The sequence below is a fragment of the Leeuwenhoekiella parthenopeia genome, assembly GCF_020782115.1.
Lineage (GTDB): Bacteria > Bacteroidota > Bacteroidia > Flavobacteriales > Flavobacteriaceae > Leeuwenhoekiella > Leeuwenhoekiella parthenopeia.
This window is the reverse complement of the sequence record NZ_JAJGMW010000008.1, coordinates 56,740-82,148: the sequence shown is the minus strand read 5'-3', so window position 1 is coordinate 82,148 and position 25,409 is coordinate 56,740. Positions and strand designations below refer to the sequence as shown.

21 protein-coding genes are annotated in these 25,409 nt (G+C 42.6%); 14 read left to right on the top strand and 7 right to left on the bottom strand.

Features of this window, described 5'->3' with window-relative positions; translation table 11 throughout:
* Positions 1 to 3: 3 nt before the first annotated feature.
* The 3 genes from LLW17_RS07900 to LLW17_RS07890 form a co-directional block, all read right to left on the bottom strand.
* A complete protein-coding gene (locus tag LLW17_RS07900; protein WP_228229714.1) occupies positions 4 to 2,004 on the bottom strand; it encodes a tetratricopeptide repeat protein in 2,001 nt (666 codons plus the stop codon).
* Between the two features lie 273 nt (positions 2,005 to 2,277).
* A complete protein-coding gene (locus LLW17_RS07895; RefSeq protein WP_228229713.1) occupies positions 2,278 to 4,740 on the bottom strand; it encodes a zinc-dependent metalloprotease in 2,463 nt (820 codons plus the stop codon).
* Between the two features lie 144 nt (positions 4,741 to 4,884).
* Positions 4,885 to 5,841, bottom strand: a complete 957-nt coding sequence (locus tag LLW17_RS07890; protein WP_228229712.1) for an aldo/keto reductase — start codon at positions 5,839 to 5,841, stop codon at positions 4,885 to 4,887.
* Positions 5,842 to 6,024: 183 nt separating this feature from the next.
* Between LLW17_RS07890 and LLW17_RS07885 the strand changes: the two genes are divergently transcribed.
* From LLW17_RS07885 to LLW17_RS07875, 3 genes are all read left to right on the top strand, one after another.
* Positions 6,025 to 7,173 (top strand): sensor histidine kinase, encoded by a 1,149-nt coding sequence (locus tag LLW17_RS07885; RefSeq protein ID WP_228229711.1) that lies wholly within the window; start codon positions 6,025 to 6,027, stop codon positions 7,171 to 7,173.
* A 130-nt stretch (positions 7,174 to 7,303) separates the two neighbouring features.
* Positions 7,304 to 7,441: a hypothetical protein gene (locus tag LLW17_RS07880; protein ID WP_228229710.1), complete on the top strand. Its 138-nt coding sequence runs from the start codon at positions 7,304 to 7,306 to the stop codon at positions 7,439 to 7,441.
* Between the two features lie 11 nt (positions 7,442 to 7,452).
* Positions 7,453 to 7,752 carry a hypothetical protein gene (locus LLW17_RS07875; protein WP_228229709.1) on the top strand — a complete coding sequence of 100 codons (300 nt, stop codon included), beginning with the start codon at positions 7,453 to 7,455 and terminating at the stop codon, positions 7,750 to 7,752.
* A gap of 151 nt (positions 7,753 to 7,903) precedes the next feature.
* Here LLW17_RS07875 and LLW17_RS07870 read toward each other — a convergent pair whose 3' ends face one another.
* Positions 7,904 to 10,225, bottom strand: a complete 2,322-nt coding sequence (locus tag LLW17_RS07870) for an FdhF/YdeP family oxidoreductase (protein WP_228229789.1) — start codon at positions 10,223 to 10,225, stop codon at positions 7,904 to 7,906.
* 234 nt (positions 10,226 to 10,459) lie between these two features.
* Here LLW17_RS07870 and LLW17_RS07865 point away from each other — a divergent pair, with 234 nt between their 5' ends.
* The 9 genes from LLW17_RS07865 to LLW17_RS07825 all read left to right on the top strand — a co-directional run bounded on the left by LLW17_RS07865 (position 10,460) and on the right by LLW17_RS07825 (position 18,582).
* A complete protein-coding gene (locus tag LLW17_RS07865) occupies positions 10,460 to 11,635 on the top strand; it encodes a molybdopterin molybdotransferase MoeA (RefSeq protein WP_228229708.1) in 1,176 nt (391 codons plus the stop codon).
* A gap of 3 nt (positions 11,636 to 11,638) precedes the next feature.
* On the top strand, positions 11,639 to 11,977 hold the full coding sequence (locus tag LLW17_RS07860; RefSeq protein ID WP_228229707.1) for a winged helix-turn-helix domain-containing protein: 339 nt from the start codon (positions 11,639 to 11,641) through the stop codon (positions 11,975 to 11,977).
* Between the two features lie 6 nt (positions 11,978 to 11,983).
* A complete protein-coding gene (gene mobA / locus LLW17_RS07855; protein WP_228229706.1) occupies positions 11,984 to 12,562 on the top strand; it encodes a molybdenum cofactor guanylyltransferase in 579 nt (192 codons plus the stop codon).
* Position 12,563: 1 nt separating this feature from the next.
* Complete coding sequence (locus LLW17_RS07850; RefSeq protein ID WP_228229705.1) at positions 12,564 to 12,803, top strand: MoaD/ThiS family protein; 240 nt, start codon at positions 12,564 to 12,566, stop codon at positions 12,801 to 12,803.
* Positions 12,804 to 12,809: 6 nt separating this feature from the next.
* Positions 12,810 to 13,856, top strand: coding sequence for a HesA/MoeB/ThiF family protein (locus LLW17_RS07845; protein WP_228229704.1), 1,047 nt, complete (start codon positions 12,810 to 12,812; stop codon positions 13,854 to 13,856).
* 64 nt (positions 13,857 to 13,920) lie between these two features.
* Positions 13,921 to 14,349, top strand: a complete 429-nt coding sequence (locus LLW17_RS07840; protein ID WP_228229703.1) for a molybdenum cofactor biosynthesis protein MoaE — start codon at positions 13,921 to 13,923, stop codon at positions 14,347 to 14,349.
* Positions 14,350 to 14,553: 204 nt separating this feature from the next.
* Positions 14,554 to 15,471 (top strand): bifunctional molybdenum cofactor biosynthesis protein MoaC/MoaB, encoded by a 918-nt coding sequence (gene moaCB, locus LLW17_RS07835; RefSeq protein WP_228229702.1) that lies wholly within the window; start codon positions 14,554 to 14,556, stop codon positions 15,469 to 15,471.
* The gene (gene moaA, locus LLW17_RS07830) at positions 15,464 to 16,471 is read left to right on the top strand and encodes a GTP 3',8-cyclase MoaA (protein ID WP_228229701.1); all 1,008 of its coding nucleotides are present in this window, start codon (positions 15,464 to 15,466) and stop codon (positions 16,469 to 16,471) included. The genes moaCB and moaA overlap by 8 nt, the downstream gene beginning before the upstream one ends.
* 92 nt (positions 16,472 to 16,563) lie before the next feature.
* Positions 16,564 to 18,582 carry an ATP-binding protein gene (locus tag LLW17_RS07825; RefSeq protein ID WP_228229700.1) on the top strand — a complete coding sequence of 673 codons (2,019 nt, stop codon included), beginning with the start codon at positions 16,564 to 16,566 and terminating at the stop codon, positions 18,580 to 18,582.
* A gap of 165 nt (positions 18,583 to 18,747) precedes the next feature.
* Here the strand turns inward: LLW17_RS07825 and LLW17_RS07820 are convergent, their stop codons facing one another.
* On the bottom strand, positions 18,748 to 20,283 hold the full coding sequence (locus LLW17_RS07820) for a glycogen synthase (RefSeq protein ID WP_228229699.1): 1,536 nt from the start codon (positions 20,281 to 20,283) through the stop codon (positions 18,748 to 18,750).
* Between the two features lie 418 nt (positions 20,284 to 20,701).
* Here LLW17_RS07820 and LLW17_RS07815 point away from each other — a divergent pair, with 418 nt between their 5' ends.
* On the top strand, positions 20,702 to 22,567 hold the full coding sequence (locus tag LLW17_RS07815) for a mechanosensitive ion channel family protein (RefSeq protein ID WP_228229698.1): 1,866 nt from the start codon (positions 20,702 to 20,704) through the stop codon (positions 22,565 to 22,567).
* Between the two features lies 1 nt (position 22,568).
* Here the strand turns inward: LLW17_RS07815 and LLW17_RS07810 are convergent, their stop codons facing one another.
* Positions 22,569 to 23,333 (bottom strand): YebC/PmpR family DNA-binding transcriptional regulator, encoded by a 765-nt coding sequence (locus LLW17_RS07810; RefSeq protein WP_228229697.1) that lies wholly within the window; start codon positions 23,331 to 23,333, stop codon positions 22,569 to 22,571.
* 129 nt (positions 23,334 to 23,462) lie between these two features.
* On the opposite strand from LLW17_RS07810, the gene LLW17_RS07805 reads away from it, so the two are divergent.
* Positions 23,463 to 24,098, top strand: a complete 636-nt coding sequence (locus tag LLW17_RS07805) for a Crp/Fnr family transcriptional regulator (RefSeq protein ID WP_228229696.1) — start codon at positions 23,463 to 23,465, stop codon at positions 24,096 to 24,098.
* Here LLW17_RS07805 and LLW17_RS07800 read toward each other — a convergent pair.
* Positions 24,095 to 25,387 (bottom strand): anthranilate synthase component I family protein, encoded by a 1,293-nt coding sequence (locus tag LLW17_RS07800; protein ID WP_228229695.1) that lies wholly within the window; start codon positions 25,385 to 25,387, stop codon positions 24,095 to 24,097. The genes LLW17_RS07805 and LLW17_RS07800 overlap by 4 nt on opposite strands.
* Positions 25,388 to 25,409: the final 22 nt, after the last annotated feature.

The following is a 25,409-nucleotide window of genomic DNA, read 5'->3' as shown; positions in this document are numbered from 1 at the left end:
GGTTTAATGCCAGTAGGTCAGAATCGCTTTAAATTCGGGGGTATTGAGATAGGGTTTAAAGTGGGGATCGTATTGATATTTTGAAGAGGTATACAGATAGCCTGCAGCTACTGCACGTTTCAGGTAATTAAATACCTGATCTTTATCGCCAATGACGGCGTAGTATCTGGAAAATAAGTAATCAATTTGTCCAAATTGATACTCGCCTCTTAAACTGTTGAGTAATTCCAGCTCCTCTTTTGCAGCTGCGGGATTGTCCTGTAACGCGTGAATATTCGCTAAAAAACCTATGACTACTAAATCTTCAGGATCCTTCTCTTTTAGTTTTTCAAATTGCTCCAAAGCTTTAATATACGCTTTCGAATAGTAGTAAGCTCTTGCAATATCAAAATCAGCAGCCTCACCTTCGGGCATTTTTAAAAGCTGTTTAAAGTAAACCGAAGATGCAGCCTCTCCTTGAATCACCAAACTCTGTATTCCGGTGTATAAAAGAAAATCACTTTTTTGCTCCCCACTGAGTCTCAGGCCGGGAGCCGTCAATAATTCCAACGGATCTTTACCCTTAGCCAGGTATGCGACGGCCAGAGGTTTCAAGAAATATTCCTGATCATTATACCGGTACAGGGCGCTTGCATACTTAATGACGGAGTCAAAACGCTTTAAAGCAAGATCGGAGTACGTTTTGATATAAACCCGGTTTGAGCAGTAAAAGCAATTTTCGGCATCAGAGTCTTTCATGTCAATTTCCTGAAACACCGTATCTATGATTTCAGGACGATTGATGTACTGCAAACCTACGGTGAGCATCGTCGCATTTGTGTTCAATTCAAAAGGGGCCAGATCATACTCCCGCTTTAAATGCCGGTATACCTCCCGGTTATTTCCTTCCAGCAAAGAAGAATACATTTGTACTATGTTCTGCTGTCTGGGATTTGAACTGAAATTTTTAGTAATGATCTTTAAAATGGAATCTGCTTTTCGGTATTGAAGCTGATCGTAATAATAGGTAAGCTGAAACAGGCGAGGTTCAAAGTACTTAGGATCAATTTCAATGGCTTTTTCAATCAGCTCAAGAGTGCTATCGTCATAAACTGCTGCGTTCTTTGCCTCCAAAAAAGTTTCATAGGCCGCATATTTTGGAGGTGTTTCTTCAATATCCGTATCTTTTTCTTCCGCAGTTATCAGGAAACCTAACAAACGTTGCTTGAGTTCTTCAATACAGTCCAAGGGATTGTTGCTATCGCATTCAACAGGGTCAAGCGAAATAAGCGTTTTATCTAGTTTACCATCTGTAATGCTACTTTGAAAGATGAGCCGGTTACCATTGAGAAAGAAATTACCAATTATAATCTGGGCTGGTTTAAAATAATCTTGTAGAACGGTATTCTTTTTACTTCCGCTGAGCTGAGATTTAATAATGTTTGAATAATCTTCTACAACTTGAGGGGTTATCACCTGAGCAATATCTTTTTGGGTGATTCCGTGGGTGATCCAATCTGCCGCCATTTTTCCAACAATATCAAGCGTGTCTTTGCCCGTATTATTTTCAAATTTTAAAACTCCAATTTTATCCGTGTTTTTAAGTGTTATAGAACCGGCCAGGCCTGCCTCATTGGGTACCTGATTTTTAAAGAAATTGTTGCGCACTACAAAGAATAACACCAGTGTGATTAAACAACTCACAATAAAGATGGAAAGAAAATAGTAGCGTTGAAAGGGAGTTTTACTGCCGAAAAAGCCTCTTTTAGAAGGCAAACTGCCCGCTTCAGCCATATGTTTTTTATGGATGGGAGCAATCTGAAATTTCCAAATGTAGAAGATATACACCGGAAACCCTATAAGTAAAAGAATGAGCGCGTAGGTTACCACACGGGGCGATAAACCCATAGGTTGCTGCAAGGTAGAAATGACCTGAATTGCCAGCCAGCTGAATACCGCATAAATAGAAAGCTTCTTGAAAACTTCCTTATCCTGACATTCCTTTAAAAACGCATTGAACCTCATTTGTTAAAAATAGGAAATAGATTTGTTAAAATATATCTTTAAATTATTGATTTTTAACAATTTATTTAGTATTATACAGGCTATAACAATTAAAAGCCAACACTATGTCAAAAGATCCAAAGAAAGAAAGCAAAGCTTCCAAAAGCGCAGAAGCAGGTAAAGATCAAAAACCTAAAAAAGACAAACCAAAAGGAGGGGTAACTATTAATCCCAGAAAAGACTAAAAAAAAGACCGGCGATTGCCGGTCTTTTTAATTTAAATGAAATCCTGATTTATCGAGGATCAAGAATTAAGTCAATACGCTTATTCAGATCCTGTAAGTGATAACGGCTCAAACTGTCACCGGTACGGTTTGCAGCACTTGCAGTTAAACGCTGAAGCGTGTTTAATTCTGCTCGGGCGATCGCTCTGATATCAGATTGACTCACGTTTACATCAGTCGCATTACGACGTCCCTCCTGCTCTTTGGTAAGCAGATACTCCAGACGATCAACATAAGCACGTTGTAAATTACGTCTATAGGTATCAATTTTAGATCCACTACGCAATTCACTGAATATTCCGTTTCTCAGGTCGTCCATCATTGAAGTCAGCGTGTATGCTTCTTTCCCGTTAAGCGTTTCATTCTCTATCATACGAGCCATTCTTCCAAAATCAAGCACGTTATTCAACGTACGAGACTGTGTGCTGCGAATACGCTCAACCATACCGTCGTGCTCAATTCGGTTTAGAATTTCGGTATCGATCATCCATTCCGGAGTATCAAAAAGATCATCGTTTAAGAATTTTAAGCTTTCCTTTTGACGCTCCTTTGGCACCGGAATAAATACCGGACCTTCCTGATCGTAAGTTTTGTAGTACTCATAGACGCCGCCTATATTGTTGCTTACGTGCCCCATATAACGGTTGTACTGTCCTAAAACCTGACCGTATAAGGTTTCTAAATCGTCGTAATTCTTGCCATCTTCTGCGGTCCAGGTGATCAGGTTAGGTACGATGCGTTTTAAGTTTGCGATACCATAAAGACTCGCTTTAACCGCATCATCTCCCAGATCTTCGGTCTGTGCGCTAGGGTCAACAACCTCCCATTGTTGTGCTCCAAAACGATACATAGGATCACCGGCGTGTTCTAAAATCCACTCATCAAGAATAGCTTTCTCCTCTTTTCCTTCCTTATCAAGAATGGGTTTGTATCCCCATTTGATAGCATACTTGTCGTAAATACCAATATTTGGCATCATAGAAACGCCTTCATCACCCGGCTGAGCAATGTAATTAAAACGGGCATAATCCATTATGGAAGGTGCCGTACCGTATTTTTCGGTAAAGCTCTTAGAACGTAACGAATCTACAGGATAGGCAACACTGCTTCCCATATTGTGCGGTAGTCCAAGGGTATGACCTACTTCGTGAGAAGATACAAAGCGAATTAAACGCCCCATAATCTCATCTTTAAAAGCTACACCACGAGCATCCGGATTGATCGCTGCGGTTTGTACAAAATACCAGTTGCGTAATAAGGTCATTACGTTGTGGTACCAGTTGATATCAGATTCTAAAATCTCACCACTACGAGGGTCGCTTACGTGCGGTCCGTTAGCATTCGGGATTGGAGAAGCTAAATAACGTACAACAGAATACCGTACATCTTCCGGAGACCATTCAGGATCTTCCTCTTTTGATGGGGGATCTTTTGCGATTATCGCATTTTTGAAACCGGCTGCTTCAAAAGCTACCTGCCAGTCTTCAATACCTTGTTTGATATAGGGTCTCCATTTTTCAGGAGTCGCACGATCTATATAATACACGATTTGCTTTTTAGGCTCTACCAGTTCTCCGGCTTTGAATTTTTCTACATCTTCCGGTTTAACCTCAAGTCTCCAGCGATCCAGATAACGCACAGTTTTACTTTCCTGAGCATCCAGACCATAATCTACCTGCCCTCTGGCAAACCAGCCTACGCGCTCGTCAAAATAACGTCGCTCCATCGGCTCTTTAGGCAGTAAAACCATACTGGCATTCATCTCAACAGTAATTGAGCCTACGCTTTCGTTACTGGGCGGATTCTTAGAATTATAGGTTTTTACATGACGTGCTTCGATATTCAGCGGATAACTCTTGAGGCTTTCGATATAGCTTCGGCCTTTATCTACAGAAGAAACTTTATACTCCTCCCGATAATATCCCGGTAAGCCTAAAGACTGAACATCATCACTATACAGATCATTAACCTGAATAACCGTTTTTGTTGAATCTTTACTAATAGTCTTGATATCAAATGAAAACAGTACGGGCTCAAAGTTAGAGTTGGTCACCGCCTCGTGAATGGGTAACGAGTCTGCAGCAAAAATTTGATGCGATACAACTCTAAGCAGTACTTTTTTATCTCTTTTTTCCCAGCGCAATACCTCGGTATTGGCTTTACCTCCACCAAAACCAAGTCCTGTGGCTGTTTTGGCGATTCGACTCACCATCAGCATCTCGCGGTTGAACAAACTGTCAGGAATTTCGTAGAAATAATCGTCGTCTACCTTGTGAACGGTAAACAATCCCTCATCAGAAACAGCATCTTTGGTTATCACCTTATCGTAAGGCTTAAGACCGTTTTTAGATTTTTCTTCTTTCTCAGCAGAAGCCGTAGCGCTTCCTTTTTTAGCTTGCCTGGTCGTTGCACACGAGACCACCGTCATCAGTGTGAACGCAAAAGCAAAAACCGGGTAAATTTTTATCTTCATAGTTTATTTTTAGAATGCCCCAATTTAAAACACACGCAAAAGAAAACCTGTTAAGAAAGTCTTAACAGGTTTTGTTAAAATTTAGAAAAACTAAAGTCAAACCGCCTTTTAAAAGTTTTTACAGACTATTTGATAAGGTTTAGCTTAAATCGTTGATTTTTTTTCAAGACTCGCTGCGTCTAATCGTTCTAAGTCTTCCTGATCCAATTGAAGTTTTAATGCCTCGTCAAAAGCTTTTAACTGAGACTCACTGGTAGCACTCACAATGGGTGCTGAAATACCGGGTTGAGCCATCGTCCAGGCTATAGAAATCCCTGCCTGTGAAACACCGTGCTTTTTAGCTGTTTGTTTTAATGCCTTGAGCACAGCCTTACCTCGTTCATCAAAATATTTCTTTACAAATCGCTCGCGTTCTTTACCTGAGGCATCAGCTGCATCGGTGTATTTACCGGTAAGAAAACCACTGGCAAGGGTAAAATAGCTGTTCACCTTAAGATTATTTTCCATACACAAATCCCTGTAAGCACCCTCAAAACCATCACGCTCCATCAGGTTATATTCGGGTTGTATAAAAATATATTTGGGCAGATTTTCCTCTTCTGCGAGTTTTAAAGCTTCCCGCAAAATAGCCAGAGGGAAATTTGAAGCTCCTATTTCCCGAACCTTACCGGCTTTTATAGCATTGCGATAAACCGCCAGCGTCTCGTGTTGCGGGGTGCTGTCATCGTATTTATGACTGTAATAGACGTCAATATAATCGGTTTGCAGGCGTTTGAGGCTCAGATCGAGCTGCTCTGTTATATACGGAATAGAAAGGTCGGGGCTTCCCTTGCCCATCGGGCTTCCTACTTTGGTTGCAATAATAACCTTATCCCGGTTTTTACGTGCCTGCATCCATTCGCCCAGCACGGTCTCGCTTTCTCCCCCGCTATTCCCTTCGGCCCAATAGGAATACACATTAGCTGAGTCTATATAATTCAGGCCGCGATCTATAAGGGCATCCAAAAGTCTGAAGGAGGTTTTCTTATCTGCTGTCCAGCCAAAAACATTTCCACCAAAAACCAGGGGTGGCATTTTAAAGCTTTGCACATCTGTAGTCATATCTTTTTATTTTCGGGTTTTACTAAAATACAAAAGACCACGGGTGCTATGCTTATTCGACACCTAAATTTCTGTTAAGTCCCCGGGGATTTTTCGCCCTGAAACTCCTGAAACCTGTTATCAAATTTTTTGTATTCCATTTAAAAATTAAATTATCTTTAGGTTACCTCAAAATCAACATCGATGAATTACCTCAAAAAAGAACTCTACCAATTGGTAGCAGATGATCCCCGAATTTTTGAGTTTATTCAGGAATCATCTCTTGATGGAATGTGGTACTGGGATCTTGACAATCCCGAAGAAGAGTGGATGAACGCCAAATTCTGGACCACCCTTGGCTATGACCCTGCAGAAATGCCGCATAAGGCAAACGCCTGGCAGGGTATTATTGATCCCGAAGATCTGGAACTTGCCATCGAAAACGCCCAACGTCATTTTAATGAACCTGATTATCCTTACGATCAGGTCGTGCGTTACAAGCACAAGCTGGGACATACCGTATGGATACGTTGCCGCGGTATCGCCATCAGAGATGAAAACGGTATTCCCAAACGCATGCTTGGCGCCCATACCGAAGTAACCGATCTTAAAGAAAAGGAAGAAGAACTGCGCAAAATTGTCGAGATCACCCGCGAGCAAAACGATAAGCTTCAGAATTTTACCCATATCGTCTCTCATAATTTACGGGCACATTCAGGAAATTTTGAGATGCTTTTGCAAATGGCGGCTCAGGAAATTCCGGGTATAGAAGAAAACGAACTCTTTCAGCATCTCAAGACCACCTCTGAAAATCTGATGGAAACCATCACTCATTTAAATCAGGTAATCCTGCCCGGAACCCGACTTAAAGATTGTCTGAATCCCATAAAACTTCACGAATCTGTAGAGAAGACTATTAAAAACCTGAGTTTTTTGGCTCAGGACACGAAGGTGCAGCTTATTAATGAAATAAGTACTGATATTGAAGTTATGGGAATACAATCCTATATAGATTCCATCATCTATAACCTGATTTCAAATGGTATCAAATACCGCGCTCAGAATAAGGAAAGTTATGTACGTATTAGTTCGTCATTAATCAGTGACTCGGTTCACATAAGTTTTGAAGACAACGGTTTGGGAATGGATCTCGATAAAATGGGTACTAATTTATTCGGAATGTATAAAACCTTTCATGGCAACAAAGATGCTAAAGGGATAGGTTTATTTATTTCGAAAAATCAAATCGAAGCTATGGGCGGAAGCATCAAAGCGCGCAGCAAGCCCGGCCAGGGATCAACTTTTACGGTTATATTGCCCTATCAACCCGTGCAGATAGCTGCTGTATCCTGAATAGGCGCTCAAAAAATCAATAAGCAAGTCCTGAAGCATTCCTAAGCTAAAGTTCTGTTAAGCTGTTAAAAATCAAAAAATCGCTTGATTGAAATGGTGTAATTTAGTTGTAACAACCAACCAAATTACTATGAAAAATTTACTGCGCGCCATCCTGGCGGGATACGGAGCAAAAAAAATAGGAGGCGGCCGCTGCGGCTGCATAGGAACCATAGTCGTATTTCTGATACTTTACTGGCTACTGGGCTATGTTTTTAAGGTCTTTTAAACCTATAACCTATGAATCAACTTATTATTAAAAACATCAGATTGTGTATACTGCTTGGTGTAGTTGTACTGTTATTGCTCATTCCGGTGGTCGCGATGCAGTTTAGCAGAGATGTAAACTGGACGGGCTTTGACTTTGCCGTTATGGCTGTTTTGCTCTTTGGGACCGCAATGGCGTGTGAATTTATCCTTCGAAAGGTAAAAACTTTTAAAAATCGCGTTTTGATTTGTGGAATTGCCCTGTTTCTGTTTTTCGTGCTTTGGGCCGAAATCGCGGTAGGTATTTTTGGCAGTCCGATAGCCGGAAGCTAAAATTTAATGTAAACGACTTAGTACAAATCAACGAGCCATCTAAAGGAAAAATAACCTGAATGTGAGTCAAGCCTTGTGGTATACTACACATTGGTGATACCAATAAAAACATAAAAAAACTCCGAAGCTTAAGACTTCGGAGTTTTTTATTTTAGGCGGTTTCTACAATCGCATCCTGTCGTTTATGTATGCGCACCCGAACCGATTTACTAATTGGTGTTTGACTGCGTTCTGCGAAATGATTGTAAGGTACCAGTACATTGGTTTCCGGGAAATAGGCTGCCACATTACCTCGGGGAATGTCATAAGGAATCATCAAAAACTTACGCGCAGTACGAATCTTGCCATCGTACTCGCTGGTAATGTCTACAACGTCCAGTTTTTGCAATTGTAATTCCTGCATGTCCTTTTCATTCATAAACAATACCCTGCGCTCGTTGTAAACCCCGCGGTATCGATCGTCAAGGCCATAAATCGTAGTATTAAACTGATCGTGTGAACGTATGGTCATCAGCATAAACTCATCTTCCGCCAGCTGGTGATCAGGCAATTTGTTAATCGTAATTTGAGCTTTGCCCTGGGGCAACATGCTAAAGTCCAGATTACGCACATTATTGGGCAGGTAATAGCCGTGACCTTCAGAACGCTTACTGGTTTCCTCAAATCCTTTGGCGACCTTATCAATATGTTCCCGGATAAAATCATAATCACGACTCCAGGTTTTCCAGTCTACTGAATGATTTCCTCCAAAATACGCATCTGCTATCTCTGCAATAATCTGTGGTTCGCTGCGTACCTGATCGGAAGCCGGTTTCAAAATTCCTTTAGACTGGCTTACTTTACCCATACTGTTTTCAACCGTAAAATAGCGTTTGGTACCATCTATTTCATCTTTTTCTGAACGTCCTATCGTAGGCAAAATCAAAGCCGTTTTGCCGGTAACCAGATGCGTTCGATTCAGCTTTGTGCTTATCTGAACGGTAAGTTCGCAGTTTTGTAGCGCTTCTGCCGTGTACTGCGTATCTGATGCAGCCATCAGGAAATTTCCGCCCAGACACATAAAAACCTTGGTTTTTCCATTATGCATTGCTTCCATGGCTTCGACCACATCTACCCCGCGTTTTGTGGGTGGATCAAATTGCAAATGGGTTTTTATGCGTTCATTCATCTCTTCATCCACAAAGTGCTGAATACCCACACTGCGGTCTCCCTGTACATTACTGTGGCCACGCACGGGGCAAGTCCCGGCGCCGGGTTTTCCCAAAGCGCCTTTCAGCAGTAACAAATTCACAAACTCGCGAATGTTCTCCACTCCGTTTTTATGCTGCGTCAATCCCATAGCCCAGCATACGATGATACGATTCGATTTGCGCAGCATCGCCACAGCTTTATTTACGTCAGACTCCTGAACTCCTGCCCTGCGCAACAAATCGCCTTCGTCATAACGCGCCAGATCTTCCAGAAAAGCATCATAACCCGCAGTGTATTTGGCTATAAATTCGTGATCAAAAACCGAACGATCAATGGTATCAAGCGTTGCCAGTTTTTTCAGAATCAGTTTCATCAAAGGGATATCCTGATTGATGTTGACAGGCAGGTGTAAATCGGCCATTTGTACACCGCTCCCAAGAGTTCCGCTTAAATGCTGCGGATTCTTGAAATTCACCAATCCCGGCTCCTCCAGCGGATTAATACTGATGATTTTTCCGCCATTATTCTTACATTTTTCAAGTGCAGACATCATTCGGGGATGATTGGTTCCGGGGTTTTGGCCTGCGATGATGATGACTTCGGCTTCGTATAAATCTTCAAGCACTGTTGATCCTTTTCCAATTCCGAGGGTCTCGCCCAAAGCTACCCCACTCGACTCATGACACATATTGGAGCAATCGGGCATATTGTTGGTTCCCAAAGCACGGGCAAACATTCCATAGGTAAAGGCGGCTTCGTTGCTGCTTCGGCCCGAAGTATAGAAAATCGCTTCGTTAGGATTATCCATTTTATGCAGGTGCTTAGCGATCAAACCGTAAGCTTCCTGCCAGGTAATGGGTTCGTAATGCAAACTGCCGGGACGTAAAACCAAAGGCTCTACCAGACGACCAAATTTATTGAGTTCATAATCAGAAAGATGCGAAAGCTCTTCAACCGTCCATTTAGCAAACATCATTGAACCTACGTGAGACGTGGTCGCTTCATCAGCAAGCGCTTTGGCTCCATTTTCACAGTATTCGGCTACAGGCGAGCGGTCTTCAGGATCTGGCCAGGCACAACTGGGACAGTCAAAACCGTCTTTCTGATTCATTTTGAGCAAAGCACCCATAGAGCGCAACACGCCCATTTCCTTAAACCCGTGCTTCAGCGCTTCTTTCACACCCAGCATCCCCGCGGCATCAGTTACCCGCGGGCCCAGCTTAATATTGGTGAATTCTTCGGCACCGGTTATAGAAACGTTTCTTTTAAAGGAATCAGACATGGTATATAAAATCTTAGGATGATTAGTACTGTGATCGTTACTGAAAATTGGCGTTATTCCATTTTCTAGCGTCAAGTTACCGAAACTTTAAGGCAGCATCTATTAATAAAAATCTAAAACTGCTATATATCTTCCATTTGGTCTAAAAAGACTAAAAAGCTGTTAATCTGCCGTGCTTAAAGCTTCTGTTTAGACTGCATTTCGCTATATTCGCTAAGACATAACGCATTTTGTATGATAGCTGTTTCTGAAGCCCAAAAACTTATTGAAGCCCATTCCCTAACACTTCAGGTAATCGAAGTGAATTTAGAAGAGGCTTTTGGGCACTATTTAGCGGAAGATTTAAACGCTCCGATCTCGCTTCCATCCTTTCGCCAATCGGCGATGGATGGTTATGCAATCATACATTCGGAAGCTAAAAATTTGAAAATAACCGGACAGGTTCAGGCGGGAGATGTACAGGTTCCCGCGCTTAATCCCGGTGAGGCCATACGTATTTTTACCGGTGCTCCGGTCCCTGAGTTAGCAGATACCGTAATCATTCAGGAACATACGACTCGAGAAGGAGACAACCTGATTTTAAATCAAATTCCCGCAAAAAACGCAAACGTGCGGCCTGTGGGCGAACAATTGAAGGTCGGTGACCTGGCTTTAACTAAAGGACATCGTATAAACGAAGCCTCAATAGGTTTCCTTGCCGGGTTGGGATTTACCAGCGTTCCCGTTTATAAAAAGCCCCGCGTAGCGCTATTGACTACCGGAAACGAACTTCAGGAACGCGGAGCTCCGCTCAAGCCCAATCATATTTATGAAAGCAACGGCATTATGTTGGAAATGGCTTTAAAGCGCATTGGCATTAGCCAAATTGAAAAAATTAAGGTTCCCGATACGCTGGAAGCCACAGTAAAAGCGGTAAAAAAAACTTTGGAACAGGCCGATGTGCTGCTGATTTCCGGAGGAATTTCGGTGGGTGATTATGATTTTGTTCAGGAAGCGCTCAGGGAAAACGGCGTGCAGGAACATTTCTATAAAGTAAATCAAAAACCCGGAAAACCCTTGTGGTTTGGTACTCAGGCAGACCAGTCGGTTTTTGGTTTGCCGGGTAATCCTGCCTCAAGCCTGACTTGTTTTTACGTTTATGTTCTGCCGCATTTGCGATTACGAATGGGAAGCAAAAAGCCCTTTCTGGAGGAACGTAAGGCGATTTTACAGCAGGATTTACGCAATCCGCACGATAAAACACTGTTTCTCAAAGCCGGTGTTGACCAGAATCGCATTATGCCCTTTACCGGGCAGGCGAGTTCGATGCTCAATACCTATGCGGTGAGCAACGCGCTCCTGGTTATAGAGCCGCATCAAACGGGAGTAAAACAAGGGGATACAGTCACCTATCTCGATTTAAATTTTTAAACCATGCAGCAGGTAAAAAGCAGAATTTGGATTGAAGAGGAAGGCGAAGTCTTTTTGGGTTTTGGCCGAATCGAGCTGCTTAAAAAAGTAGATGAAACCCAATCGATAAGCGCTGCAGCCAAAGCCATGCAGATGTCTTATAAGAAGGCCTGGAAGCTGATCAATGCGATGAACAGCTGTTCCGAGATCCCTTTGGTAATTACGAATACCGGCGGAAAAGACGGTGGCGGCACGTTTTTGACCGAATACGGCAGGCAGATGATCATCAAATTTGAAACGCTGAATAATGCCTGTGAGGCATTTTTAAACGAACAATTTAATGCCTTAAAGCAAAGTCTGTAAACATTTATGAGCGCAAATTATACCATACCGGCATACATTCTTTGTGGAGGAAAAAGCTCCCGAATGAAGCGCGACAAGGCTTTAGTTTTGCTTCAGGAAGAACCATTTATCAAGCACGTTGTCAATGCGTTAAATAAAACGACTACTGCTATTTGTTTGGTAAGCGAAAACCGGAATTACGAGCAATTTGGACTGCCGTTGGTTGCAGACATTTATAAAGATAAAGGTCCGCTGGGAGGCATTCATGCGGCATTGAACCATACACAGGAAGAACGTGTTTTGATTTTGAGTTGTGACATTCCGCTGATCAATTCACAGACCCTGACCCGGCTTGTAGACGCCGCGCTTTCAAATCCCGATGCAAACATTCATTTCGCAACAGCAAACGAAAACTGGCATCCGCTAATAGGAGTGTATGCTAAAGCACTTTTACCCGATTTAGAACTTGCCTTGCAACAAAACCATTTAAAACTGATTGATTTTATTAAAACACAAACCTATAAAGAAATAGCCATAGCCGATACGCGTAGCCTGACCAATGTTAATACGCCCGAAGCTTTGGCTGAAATACAAAAGAATATTTAATATGGAAGTAACACTGAAATACTTTGGCCAGCTGGTTGATGTGATGGGCAGTCACGAGGAAGTCCGCAGCGTCAAAGCTCAAAACACTCAGGAATTACTGGAACACTTACAGGCGCAATATGCCATAAGTCACATCCCGTTTCAGCTTGCGATCAATCAAAAGCTGGTGGATGCCGAAGAAAATGTGAATTTAAATGAAGGCGATGTGGTAGCCCTGCTTCCACCTTATGCCGGTGGATAAATACGTATGAGTCGTTATCAACGTCAAATCATTTTACCCCAAATCGGGCAAAACGGGCAGCAAAGACTGGCTGAATCCCGCGTGCTTGTTATTGGCGCCGGGGGTCTGGGTTGTGCACTCCTGCCCTATCTGGCCGCTTCGGGTTTGGGAACACTTGGGATTGTAGACGGCGATCGTATTGAAGAAAGCAATCTGCACCGGCAGGTTTTGTATTCCGCAAAAGATGTAGGAAGGTTTAAGGCCGAAATCGCAAAAGAACGTTTAGAACAGCAAAATCCGGACTGTGTAATTGAAGGTACAACTGAGTTTCTAAGCGGAAAAAATGCGTTAGCCTTGTTTGCTGATTTTGACGTTATTGTAGATGCTACAGATCGTATAAGCGTGCGTTACCTGATCAACGATGCGGCAGTTCTCACGCAGAAGCCCGTGGTTTACGGAAGCATTCACCGTTTTGAAGGTCAGGTTTCGGTATTTAATTATCAAAACGGACCAACCTATCGCTGTTTATTTCCACAGGCTGTTGAAGCGCCCAGTTGCGCTGAAGCCGGAGTATTGGGAACTGCTGTCGGTCTGATTGGAATGCTTCAGGCGCAGGAAGTGATGAAGATTATTTTAGGAACCGGAAGGGTACTTTCAGGTGAATTATTGATTTACAATTGCCTGAATGCAACTCAGGAACGCTTTCAGTTTACAAAAAAAGAAACGCCACAGATCACAGAGGCTTTTTACAAGGAAAAGCATTTAAAAGAAGCTATTCAAGCCCTGAATTTTAATCCGGAACTGCTTGAAATGGGTATTTTCATTGATGTACGACAACCCGATGAACAACCGCGATTGCAAATGCCCAGGCTTATTGAAATTCCGCTAGGCGAACTCGAAACCGCACAACAGCAACTGGATCCTGATGAAACCTTTTATGTGTTTTGCCAAAGTGGAAAACGGGCGAAAATAGCGGTGGAACAGATGAGAGATTGGGGTTTTACCGGAGTAAAGGCATTACAGGAAGGAGCGCGGGAATTGGCCAACGCCCTCCGCAAATCCCAGGTAGATTAACGATTAAACGCATCAACAGTTCAACGATTAAACGATCAAACGATCAAACAAAAAAAGCTACAAAATGAAAAAAGTATTTATAGAAGGGCCCATCAGCAGTGCATTTATAGGAGATTCTATTGCCAAGCATCAAAGCAAAACCAGCATTGGTGCGCACAATATCTTTTTGGGTCAGGTACGGGCAGATGAAATTGAAGGAAAATCCGTTGCTGCAATTGAGTATTCCTGCTACGAAGAGTTAGCTAACGAAAAATTACACGAAATACGAGAAGAAGCCTTTCAAAAATTTGACCTGATCTGTATGCACATTTACCACAGCCTGGGCACGATCAAAACCGGGGAAGTATGCTTTTTCGTTTTTGTTTCCGCGAAGCGCCGGAAAGAAGTGTATTCTGCCACAGAGTGGATCGTTAATCAGGTTAAAGAACGCACACCCATCTTCGGAAAAGAGATTTTTGAAGACCAAAGCCATCAGTGGAAAGTGAATTCTTAGTTGAGCCTAAGTTGGCAGTCTCAGTAAGCAGTTGGCGGATTACAAGTTGCAGGTGAGAAGTGAAAAGTAAAAGATTAAAAGTCAGTTATAAGTGATTTCAAATAACTCATTAATCTATTAACGTTTAACCATTAACAGTTACAAGTAGGAAGTCTCAGTTTCCGGAGTGTCCAATAAAAATAATAATAGCAATAAAAATAAAACATGGTTGACATCACCCATAAAATAAACACCTTACGCAGCGCGACAGCTCAGGCAATTGTAAAGCTTAGCAAAGCCGAAACGGTTGAGGCGCTTCAGAAGAATACGGTACCCAAAGGGAACGTATTTGAAATGGCCAAAACCGCCGGACTTTTCGCAGTAAAAAATACGCACACCAGCATCCCAGATTGCCATCCCCTTCCCATTGAGTACACGGCTGTTGATTATAAAATCGAAGGTCTTTCGGTTTTTATTGAGATCACGGTAAAGACGGTTTATAAAACCGGGGTTGAAGTTGAGGCGATGCACGGCGCTTCGATTATTGCGCTTACGATGTACGATATGCTAAAACCTATCGATAAGGAGATTGAAATAAGTACCGTAAAACTGCTTCATAAAAAAGGCGGAAAAAGCAGCTTTAAAGACCAGAATCCGGCCCGGTTGAGCGCACATATTATTGTGTGTTCCGATTCGATTTCTGAGGGTAAAAAAGAAGATCGCGCAGGCAAGGCCATTATTGAAAAGCTGCAACAACACGACGTGCAGATTCAGGGTTATGAGATCATCCCCGATGATCTGGAGACCATACGCAGCAAGGCTTTTGAACTTTCAGACACCGTAAACCTGCTTATTTATACCGGTGGTACGGGTTTGAGTATGCGTGACGTTACGCCCGAAGCGTTGGAGCCTATTTTAGAACGGCGTATTCCCGGCGTTGAAGAAGCCATCCGAAAATACGGTCAGGATCGTATGCCCTACGCGATGCTTTCGCGCAGCGTTGCCGGTACGCTGGGCAATTGCCTGGTGCTTGCCCTGCCCGGTTCTACTAACGGAGCAAAAGAATCTATGGATGCGGTTTTTCCGCATTTATTACATGTTTTTAAAATATTAAGAGGTGCCCAGCACAATGCCAATGACTAAAATAACTCCCATACTAACCGATTCCCACGGCCGCACGCACAATTACCTGCGCATCTCACTTACCGAAAAGTGTAACCTGCGCTGCACCTATTGCATGCCCCACGATGGGATTGCACTAACACCGCGTGCGCATTTGATGACGGCAGACGAGATTGAAGCCATTGCAAAAATCTTTGTCGCTAACGGGGTTGACAAAATTCGGTTGACGGGCGGTGAACCTTTGGTACGCAAAGATTTCTCTGCTATTCTTGAAAGGCTCGCAAAGCTTCCGGTGAAATTATCGATAACCACAAACGCGCTCCTTACCCACCGGTTTATTGACGATTTTAAACGTTTTGGACTCAACGCGATCAACGTGAGTCTTGATAGCTTAAATCCCGAAAAGTTTAAGTTTATCACGCGCCGTGATGAGTATAAGCAGGCTTTTGACAACATCAATCAGCTTCTGGATGAAGGTTTTGATGTAAAACTGAACGCGGTGTTGATGAAAGATTTTAATGAAGATGAAATCGTGGACTTCGTAGCGCTCACCAAAGACCGAAACATCAATGTGCGCTTCATCGAGTTTATGCCTTTTGACGGAAACCTTTGGAACAAAAACAAGCTCGTGAGTCAGGCCGAAATTTTAAATCGCGTAAACGATCATTTTGGAGTCAAAGCCCTGCAACCACTTCCCAATGAGCAAAATTTTACGGCCAGAAACTTCAGGATTGAAGGCTATCGCGGAAGCTTTGGCATCATCAGTTCGGTTACCAATCCGTTTTGTGACAGCTGCAACCGCATCAGGCTCACCGCAGATGGCAAACTCAAAAACTGCCTGTTTTCTAACGAGGAAACCAATTTGCTGAAACCCTTTCGCGCAGGCGAAAACCTGGAAACACTTATCGATGCAGCCCTAAATAAAAAGAAAGCGGTACGCGCCGGAATGACCGATTTTGACCAACTTACCAATCCCGACTTGCACAACAACAACCGCAGTATGATTGCCATAGGCGGCTAAACAGGATTTTAGCTATAATAACAGGTTTATAAAGAGCACTAAATCGTTCTCCTTATCAGGAACATGCTATATTTGGTGTAAATTATAAGTTTATGGTTTTCAAAGCCTTTACGCTGTTTCTCCTGTTCTTACCTCTTGCATTTTTTGCTCAGGATTCTGGAAAAAAGGAACGTATCGGGTTTCGTGAAAAACTCCAAACAGTTCCGCCCGGAGAACGCCTGCGCCTTTTGGATAGCCTGAGCGGTGCTTTGGACTACGATGCTTCAGCAGGATATGATTCGATTTCTGATGCGGCTTACCGGCTGGCTTTAGAATTGGATTCGGTTAACAAAGCTACAGAGCTTGCCGCAGATCGTATCTATTTCAAAAACAGTATCATATCTCTTCCTGATCAGGGTAAAGCAATTTATCAAAATGCATTCAAGGTCTTTCCAAAAGTCACAGATAATCACGCAAAAGCGCGCTTATTGCTTAATGCAGCAGACAGTTACTACTTCCTGTCTGAGACGGGAGAAGCCTTAAAACTTTATGATTCTGCGGGATATTTTGCACGGCAATTGGAGAATCAAAGGCTTAATGGTTTTGTAAACCTCTACAGGGGTCAGTTATTCGAAAAGCTGGGCAACTTTAATGACGCGGTAACCAATTACCAAAAAAGCCTGGATATTTTTGAACAGGTAAAGGATACGTTCAACATTCAGGGTTCGTTAAATTCTTTGGCTGTGATTTTTGCCAAGAATGATTTCTTTGATGAAGCAAATCTTTACCGCAAGCGCTCTAAGGTTTTGGCTGAAAAAACCCAAAATTACGGAAGTCTGGTGCCGCTGTATTTCAACCAGGCTTATGACTATTCTTTGTTAAACCTTCATAAACAGCGTATTGCCAGCCTTAAAAAAGCCGCTTATTACGCCAAAAAGTCTAAATACAACGATGTTTTTGAGCCGGCTCTTCTTGCCGCATTTACTACAGCATACGCTGAAACCGATTCACTTGACCTGGCAAAAAAGTACTTTGATAAGTTAATGTCCGGCCCAGATTATTACCGGAAAGAACCCAATGAAATTGAATTTTTATACGCAAAAATGTCCTATAATTTTGCGGTAAACAATCTTGCTGAAGCGCTGGAAGCCGGGAAGGCTTTTGAAAGTCTTGCTATAAAATCTGGTGCATTTTACGAAAATTACCGGGCAAAGAAGGCTCTATCTAAAATACTTAAAAAATTAGGCCGTACGGGGCAATCGCAGGATTACCTGCTAGAATATTACCAAATGCGGGATTCTATAAGCTCGGTCAAGAAAGTACAGAATTTCACTTACCTGCAAACACAATACGAAACCGAAAAAAAAGAACAGCAAATCGCTCTGCAACAAAAAGACATCGACTTACTAAACGCCAAAAATAAGGCGCAGAAGCAAAGGATTACCTTGGGAATACTCATAAGCGCAATACTAATCGTGGCTTTGTTTTTATGGAATTCAAGACGAAGAGCAAAACAAAAGCAGAGAACACAACAGGAGTTTTCTCATAAATTACTGGTCGCTCAGGAAGAAGAGCGCTCACGTCTCGCTCGCGAATTACACGATAGTCTAGGCCAAAAACTGGTTTTATTGAAACGCCGGCTTATAGACCAGTCTGATAATGAAGACGATGAGCAACTTGCTGATGATTCGATTAAAGAACTTAGGGCAATTACCAAAAGTCTGCATCCCGCAAGTCTTGACTTAAATGGTTTTACCGCAGCGGTCAATGCCCTGATCCGGGAAACAGAAAAAAATACCAAAATACGTTTTGAAACCGACATCAATTTTGTTGACGATCTGGTAGATCGGGATCGTGCACTTCACCTCTACCGGATGATTCAGGAATCGATTAATAATATGGTGAAGTATTCAAATACTCAGGTAGCCCAGGTTATTATAAAACGGAACGCCAAAGAAATTCAGGTTTTTATTCACGATCAGGGCACCGGTTTTGATCTGAATTCAGACACATTCACGAGCGGTCTTGGCATGAAAACCTTACGCGAGCGCAGCAAACTCATTGGCTCTAAGCTTTCCATTCTTTCGCAACTCGGCAAGGGTTCAACTGTTGCGATTAGTCTTCCTGTTTAAGTTGAAAATTAAATGCTTGCTATAAAACGCATTTGTTAAACAAAAACTCCAAAACTTCGGGTGTATAGGTAATCCTACAAAATGACTTTGAACTGCTAGAATAATAACGGTGAACTTAAAATTTAAAAATCCCCGAAGTTTGATGCTTTGGGGATTTCAGTTTTATTAATAGGTATAAAGCTTTGCATAGTATTCATTCAGCGAGTCTTCCCAGGAAAAACGGGCTGCTTTGGCTTTCTTGCGCATCTTCTTCCATGTGGTCTTATCTTCATTAAAAACGCTTAAACACCTGTCAAATGCAGTTACCATATTGTTAATCGTCTCGTTGATGCTCTCGCCCTTAAAAGCAAAACCATCTACACCGTCCTGAACGGTATCAATGAGACCACCGGTATGGTGCACCAGGCAAAGCACGCCATTGCGCATAGCCAGCATTTGGCTTATGCCACAAGGCTCAAAAAGGCTGGGCATAAAATATAAATCAGACTCCAGGTAAATGGAATCAATGATATCTTCAGACTGCCCGTTTATAAAAATAAAATTGGAATGCTGATAGCTTATTTCACGCATCAGGACCTCATATTCCGGTTCACCGGTACCTAACAAAATGAAAATGGCATTATTGGCCTTCAGCTTCTCTAAAATGGTTTTCAGGGCTAAAGGATTCCGTTTAAAGAAATAAAACTTTTGCTCGGTCATACGAGCCACGCTCGAAGCGATAAACGAAGGCGGATTATCTAACAACTCGACTACCTTTTCGCCCGTATTGGCTAAAATATCGGCCTTATATTTTTTAGACTCCTCTTGAATCCATCGGTAAATCTGCTTTAAAATGTTTGTGTACAGCTTACCTTTTTGAGCGACCCGCATATTTGCATAATTCACCCCGTTAAGAATACCGTGCAACCTGCCCTGCTGATGGGCTGCAATCAGATCATGTTCAAGTCCCTCCCCGCCAATGAACTCAGGCTTATTACTGGGCTTCATAATATCCTGCATATACGACGGACTCACGGTATGCACCTGATCGCACAGTCGTATGCCCACCGCCATAAGATTGATACAATCGGGATAACGGGTATCGCTCACTTTATGATAGTCGTATGGTATTTCAGGAAAAAAAGCTTCAACCGAAGCATAATTGTTGCGAAGCGGACGAATACCCTGAAGACTCAGATTGTGAATACTATAGACAAAATGCGTTTGCTTTAAGACCTCATAGGCCGGGTTAAATGCGCGATGAAAAACCAATAGTGCCGTATGCCAGTCATGTAGATGGGCGATATCTACGTGATCAAAAATATTTTGCTTTACCGCCTGAGCAACTGCTGTATTAAAAATAAAATACTTTACCGCATCTGTAAAAAAGGGCTCTTCAGGATCATCATTATAGATATGGGCAATATTCCCTTCCACAATTTGTGGATGGTGTATGACGTAGTGTGTGATCCCGTTATAGTGCGTTTTGGGTGCTACCTCATAGATCTCAGCGACAGTCTCCTGACCCTGAATGCGTATTTTTAATTGGGTAATAAAACGACCCTTCTTATGGAGTCTGTTGTAGGCCGGTACCACCACGTGTACCTGATCGCCTGCTGCTGCTAATTGTCTGGGCACATCACGCACCACATCAGCCATTCCGCCGGCTTTGCAATTTGCCAATGCATCGTTTTCGGCCGAAACAAATAAAAAATTCTTCATAAACTAACAATTGCCCTAATTGGCTTCCGCTTTGCTTTATAGCTTCCTTAAATAGACCTCCTTTTTCTCAATTAATTACCATTTAGAAAACGGATGCAGGGTTCTGCTTTCTTTAAAAGGGCAAAAATGACAGGTCAACTCTTAAAATGGTAAACCTAATAAATATCAATAAACTAAAAGGCTAATCTTAAGCGATTAATGATACTAATTTGAAACTATTTAACCACAAAATCATTAATTAAATGTTAATTATACATTTAATTTAAGGTACTGATACTTCAGTCGACCAATACCTTTTACTGAAAATTAAAACGATTCTTTAAATTACTACAAATTATAATACATCTGCCCTGCAAATCAGTTTCTTTTAACGAAATGCTAATACTTCATCAGATTGATCCTTGGTATCTTTCAGTCTATGAAAACAAAACAGGCTGCCACGCTACTATTTTTAGTATTTATATTCCCATTTTTGTCTGCTCAGGAGTCAGACAGTACCGCCACTACGAATGGCAGATTGTTACCTTCAAGTGATGCTACGGTGCCTGAAAATGGCGATTATGGTGTAAATGCCCTGCAGGAATACAATGAAGCCTATTATGTTGTAAACCGCCTCAATGAAGCAATAGGGCTACCGCCCAATAAATTCAACTTTCAATCACCGCAGGCTACTCTTGAGCATTTTGTGGTGAGCGCCCGCAGCGGAAACTACGAAGATGCCGCTTGCGCTTTAAATTTAAACCTATTACCAGACAGCCTGACTCCGGAACAGGCCGCTACCCTTGCCGAAAAACTGTACTTTATTCTCAACCAACGGGTGAGTATTGACTGGGGAAGCCTTTCGGACCGTCCCGACGGGCAAATTGATATCAGCACTGCAACGAATAAAGCTATTTCCGGAAAGCCCTTGCGCAGTGTCGTTTTTGGGGAAATAGGTCTCGATGGCAGAGACATCGTACTACGGCTGCAGCGGGTTAAATACAAAGAATTTGGTGCCTTCTGGTTGATATCTGCAAACACAGTCGAAAATATAGATGCGCTTTATGAGCAGTACGGTCCGCGGCAGCTCGATCGTATGATGCCCGACTGGGCCCGTATCAAATGGCTCAATATGCCCGTCTGGAAATTTGCAGGTACCTTTCTGCTTATTTTTATCTCTTATCTTATTGGGAAATTCAGCCTTTTTATTTTGCGGCGTTTGTTTCGGAAATCAAAACAAATCTGGGTAAAAACCATCGCAAAAAAACTGGCTACTCCTGCCGCCTGGGCCATTGGGGTACTCTTCTTCTACATCACGCTTAACAAACTCATATCCTTTGGCGGCTCATTTGCCAGCACTTTATACGCCATTTTGCTTATAGCCGTTATTGGCACCATTACCTGGTTTATAATGCGTTTTATTGACTCGTTTATGGTCTATGTCGCCGAAACCAAAATTGGCGATGCCGATCCAGAAGAAAACAGCGAGGCGCGTATGATGATGACCTACATATCGGTGGCACGTCGCGTAATCACATTTATTGTAATTATCGTGGGGATTGCAGTCATTCTCTCCCAGTTTAGGAGCCTCGAAAAACTGGGCATCTCCCTGATTGCTTCCGCCGGACTTGCGACCGTTATTTTAGGGGTGGCTGCCCAAAGCACCCTGGGGAATATTATCGCGGGAATTCAAATCGCCATCACCCGCCCCGCCCGCATTGGGGATACTGTGATCATCAATGACGACTGGGGTTATGTAGAAGATATTCGGTTTACCTATATGGTGGTGCGTACCTGGGATCAAAGAAGACTCATTGTTCCGCTGAAGCACATTATTTCCAACACCTTTGAAAACTGGTCGATGACCAGCGCACATCAGATACGACCTATTATTCTGCACGCCGACTATGAGATTGATGTTTCTAAAATACGGGCGAAATTTGAGGAGATTTTAAAAGACAATGAAAACTGGGATGAGGAATACCCTCCAAAAGTACAGGTGGTTGAAACCACCGAAACCGGCATCAAAATCAGAGCCCTGTGCAGTGCCAAAGACGCTTCAACGACCTGGGATTTACATTGTGAGCTTCGCGAGGAACTGGTGCGTTTTATTTGTGAGCTTGAGAATGGAAAACACCTTTCAAAAACCCGGCTTCAGTTTGAAAATGAGCCCGAAGTAGAAAATTCAGAGAAGACCAAGAAGAAGAAAAAATCAAAGGCTAAAAAGAAATCGAAAACGAAAAAGACCAAACAAAATCCGGAGACTAGGGAAGCCGATCAAAAAGAGGAAAAATTTAAAGACTAATTTATTCTTCCTCGTCTAAAGCGAGTTCCAGTTCTTCGGTAAATTCTAAGGTGTGAAAGACGTTTTGAACGTCATCATCATCTTCAAACTTTTCGATTAAATTGAGAATTTGGCGGGATTCTTTTAGCGGAAGCTCAATGGTATTCAGCGGAATGCGCTGCAATTCGGCATTTTTGGTTTCAATATTCAATGCTTCCAGATGTTGCGCCATTTTTCCAAAATCGGTAAACTCGGTATAAATAATAAAAACATCCTCATGATTTTCAAAAGATTCGGCACCACCTTCTATAAGTTCAAGCTGTAACAGCTCAAAATCCCGGTCTATTTCGGTTTTATCTAACGTAAAAACCCCTTTTCGGTCAAAAAGAAACTCCAGCGAACCATTAGTACCCAGGCTTCCGCCATTTTTACTGAAAATAGAACGCACCGAAGAAATCGTGCGGTTGGCATTGTCAGTGGTACATTCAATAAAAAAAGCGATTCCGTGCGGCCCATAACCCTCAAATGTCATTTGCTCATACGTATCGGCATCTGCCCCACTCGCTTTTTTAATTGCACGTTCGATGGTGTCTTTAGGCATATTCACCCCTTTGGCGTTCTGAATCGCATTACGAAGTGCCGGATTCGAATCAGGATCGCCATTTTGGTTATTTTCTTTAATAGCGACTGTAATCTCTTTTATTGCGCGGGTAAACTGTTTTGCGCGCTTCTTATCCTGTGCGCCTTTGCGATGTTTGATATTTGCCCATTTACTGTGACCAGCCATATAAATTCAATTTGATTTCGTCTTAATATAAAATTTTGGAGCTTTTTTGCCAGTACTTTAACCCTTTTTTAAAATTTAAGACGGAAAAAATTCAGCATATATCACCACATTCACCTTATTTTTACCCTTATGGAAGAATTGCTACAACTGCATTACGGGCACATTTTTGAGCCGGAATTACTGAAAGAAATCAATGAAGCCGGAAGCTTGCGCGAGGTAAAAGAAGGCGATAAACTGATGGATATAGGTCAGTATATTACCGCGATGCCGCTGCTCATTTCCGGGGCGATCAAAATATTACGCGAAGATCCCGATGGAGACGAACTCCTGCTTTATTTTCTGGAAAAAGGCGATACCTGCGCTCTCACGCTTTCCTTTAACCGTGGGCAGCGCAAAAGTGAGATTCGTGCCATTGCAGAGCTCGATACCGTTTTGATTATGGTTCCCATCCAAAAAATGGAAGAATGGAGTTCTAAATATAAAACCTGGCGCAATTTTATATTTGATAGCTATCAAAACCGCCTGAAAGAAATGCTCGACACCCTTGACAGCATCGCTTTTATGCGAATGGATGAACGCCTGTTGCGCTATCTGCGCGATAAGCAGAAACTTACGCAGAGTGACGAACTCAACAGCACCCATCAGGATATTGCGTACGAACTGCATACGTCGCGCGTGGTGATTTCCAGATTACTCAAAAAACTGGAATTGGAAGGGCGCATCAACATACAGCGCAATAAAATACAGTTGCTTAATCTGGATTAGGATTCCAGTGTTTTACGCATAGCCTTGGCCTTAATGAGGCATTCTTCGTACTCATTTTCGGGAACGGCCCGGGCCGTTATGGCACTTCCCACCGTAAACGACAGGTATTTTTGTTCTGCATTGTAAAGAATACTGCGTATCACCACGTTGAAATCAAAATCATCCTCAGGTGTAAAATAACCTATTGAACCGCTGTACAAACCGCGCTTTCGGTTTTCAAGTCTTTCTATAATTTGCATTGCCGAAATCTTGGGAGCTCCGGTCATACTGCCCATTGGGAAGGTATGTTTCAAGCACAAAACGGGATCTGTACCCGATGGAATTTTAGCGCTAACGGTGGTAATCATTTGATGCACCTGCTCAAAGGTGTAAATCCGGCACAATTCTTCTACCTGGACACTGCCTTTGCTGGCAACCCGTGAAAGATCATTACGCACCAAATCGGTAATCATAATATTCTCAGAGCGCTCTTTAGGATCGTTTTCCAGAGCCTGCTTAAGTCTAAAGTCTTCTTCAGGAGTCCGGCCCCGTCTGGAAGTACCTTTTATTGGCTGGCTAATAAGCGTAGTTCCTGCTTTTTGCAAATACCGTTCAGGAGAAGAACACAGGGCATACTGCTCCCCCAGCCTGAAATAAGCCGCAAAGGGTGCCCGGGACATCGCATTTAGCTTCAGGAAACTTTTGATGGGATTGATTTGGGCTTCCGCGTAAAATTCCTGGCAAAAATTAGCCTCGTAAATCGTGCCGCGTTTAATCTCTTCCAGCATTTGCGAAACCTGAGCACAGTAGGCATCTTTATTGAAACGCACTTTAATTTTAGGTGTTTCTAAAGCTTCGGTCTGTAAATCCTGAAAATCTGCGGAAAAAATGGTCTCGTAGTCAGTATCTATTTCGTGCGCCACTTCCGGTAAATACAAAAACTGAAGCCCTTCCGCTTTAAGTTTCACAAGTTTTAAAGGTTGAAAGAAATAGAGATCGGGAAAATAAAGTGCATCAGGATTATCAGACTGAAGCATTTCGACTTCATTTTTTAAGTCATAAGTCAAAAATCCCAGAATCCAATCCTGAGTTTGCAAGCGGTACTCTGAAAGTTGTTGAAATGCGTTTGAAGCCGTGCAGCTTAAATCGGTTTTAACCCCTACTCCCAGAAGCAATTCAAACCTGCCGTAGCGGCTTTTGTGCGCATTTGAAGTAAGTAAACAGCTTACGGAATCCTGCGATGCCCAGTGAAGCAGACGCTCCGGGAGATCATCATTTTGGGGAACCGAAAAAGTTTTAACCGCGCGCATAATGCTGCGAAAATACAGCATC

Coding starts and splice junctions, on each gene's coding strand:
- LLW17_RS07900 (WP_228229714.1), bottom strand. CDS start 2,004: ATGAGGTTCAATGCGTTTTTAAAGGAATGTCAGGATAAGGAAGTTTTC.
- LLW17_RS07895 (WP_228229713.1), bottom strand. CDS start 4,740: ATGAAGATAAAAATTTACCCGGTTTTTGCTTTTGCGTTCACACTGATG.
- LLW17_RS07890 (WP_228229712.1), bottom strand. CDS start 5,841: ATGACTACAGATGTGCAAAGCTTTAAAATGCCACCCCTGGTTTTTGGT.
- LLW17_RS07885 (WP_228229711.1), top strand. CDS start 6,025: ATGAATTACCTCAAAAAAGAACTCTACCAATTGGTAGCAGATGATCCC.
- LLW17_RS07880 (WP_228229710.1), top strand. CDS start 7,304: ATGAAAAATTTACTGCGCGCCATCCTGGCGGGATACGGAGCAAAAAAA.
- LLW17_RS07875 (WP_228229709.1), top strand. CDS start 7,453: ATGAATCAACTTATTATTAAAAACATCAGATTGTGTATACTGCTTGGT.
- LLW17_RS07870 (WP_228229789.1), bottom strand. CDS start 10,225: ATGTCTGATTCCTTTAAAAGAAACGTTTCTATAACCGGTGCCGAAGAA.
- LLW17_RS07865 (WP_228229708.1), top strand. CDS start 10,460: ATGATAGCTGTTTCTGAAGCCCAAAAACTTATTGAAGCCCATTCCCTA.
- LLW17_RS07860 (WP_228229707.1), top strand. CDS start 11,639: ATGCAGCAGGTAAAAAGCAGAATTTGGATTGAAGAGGAAGGCGAAGTC.
- mobA (WP_228229706.1), top strand. CDS start 11,984: ATGAGCGCAAATTATACCATACCGGCATACATTCTTTGTGGAGGAAAA.
- LLW17_RS07850 (WP_228229705.1), top strand. CDS start 12,564: ATGGAAGTAACACTGAAATACTTTGGCCAGCTGGTTGATGTGATGGGC.
- LLW17_RS07845 (WP_228229704.1), top strand. CDS start 12,810: ATGAGTCGTTATCAACGTCAAATCATTTTACCCCAAATCGGGCAAAAC.
- LLW17_RS07840 (WP_228229703.1), top strand. CDS start 13,921: ATGAAAAAAGTATTTATAGAAGGGCCCATCAGCAGTGCATTTATAGGA.
- moaCB (WP_228229702.1), top strand. CDS start 14,554: ATGGTTGACATCACCCATAAAATAAACACCTTACGCAGCGCGACAGCT.
- moaA (WP_228229701.1), top strand. CDS start 15,464: ATGACTAAAATAACTCCCATACTAACCGATTCCCACGGCCGCACGCAC.
- LLW17_RS07825 (WP_228229700.1), top strand. CDS start 16,564: ATGGTTTTCAAAGCCTTTACGCTGTTTCTCCTGTTCTTACCTCTTGCA.
- LLW17_RS07820 (WP_228229699.1), bottom strand. CDS start 20,283: ATGAAGAATTTTTTATTTGTTTCGGCCGAAAACGATGCATTGGCAAAT.
- LLW17_RS07815 (WP_228229698.1), top strand. CDS start 20,702: ATGAAAACAAAACAGGCTGCCACGCTACTATTTTTAGTATTTATATTC.
- LLW17_RS07810 (WP_228229697.1), bottom strand. CDS start 23,333: ATGGCTGGTCACAGTAAATGGGCAAATATCAAACATCGCAAAGGCGCA.
- LLW17_RS07805 (WP_228229696.1), top strand. CDS start 23,463: ATGGAAGAATTGCTACAACTGCATTACGGGCACATTTTTGAGCCGGAA.
- LLW17_RS07800 (WP_228229695.1), bottom strand. CDS start 25,387: ATGCGCGCGGTTAAAACTTTTTCGGTTCCCCAAAATGATGATCTCCCG.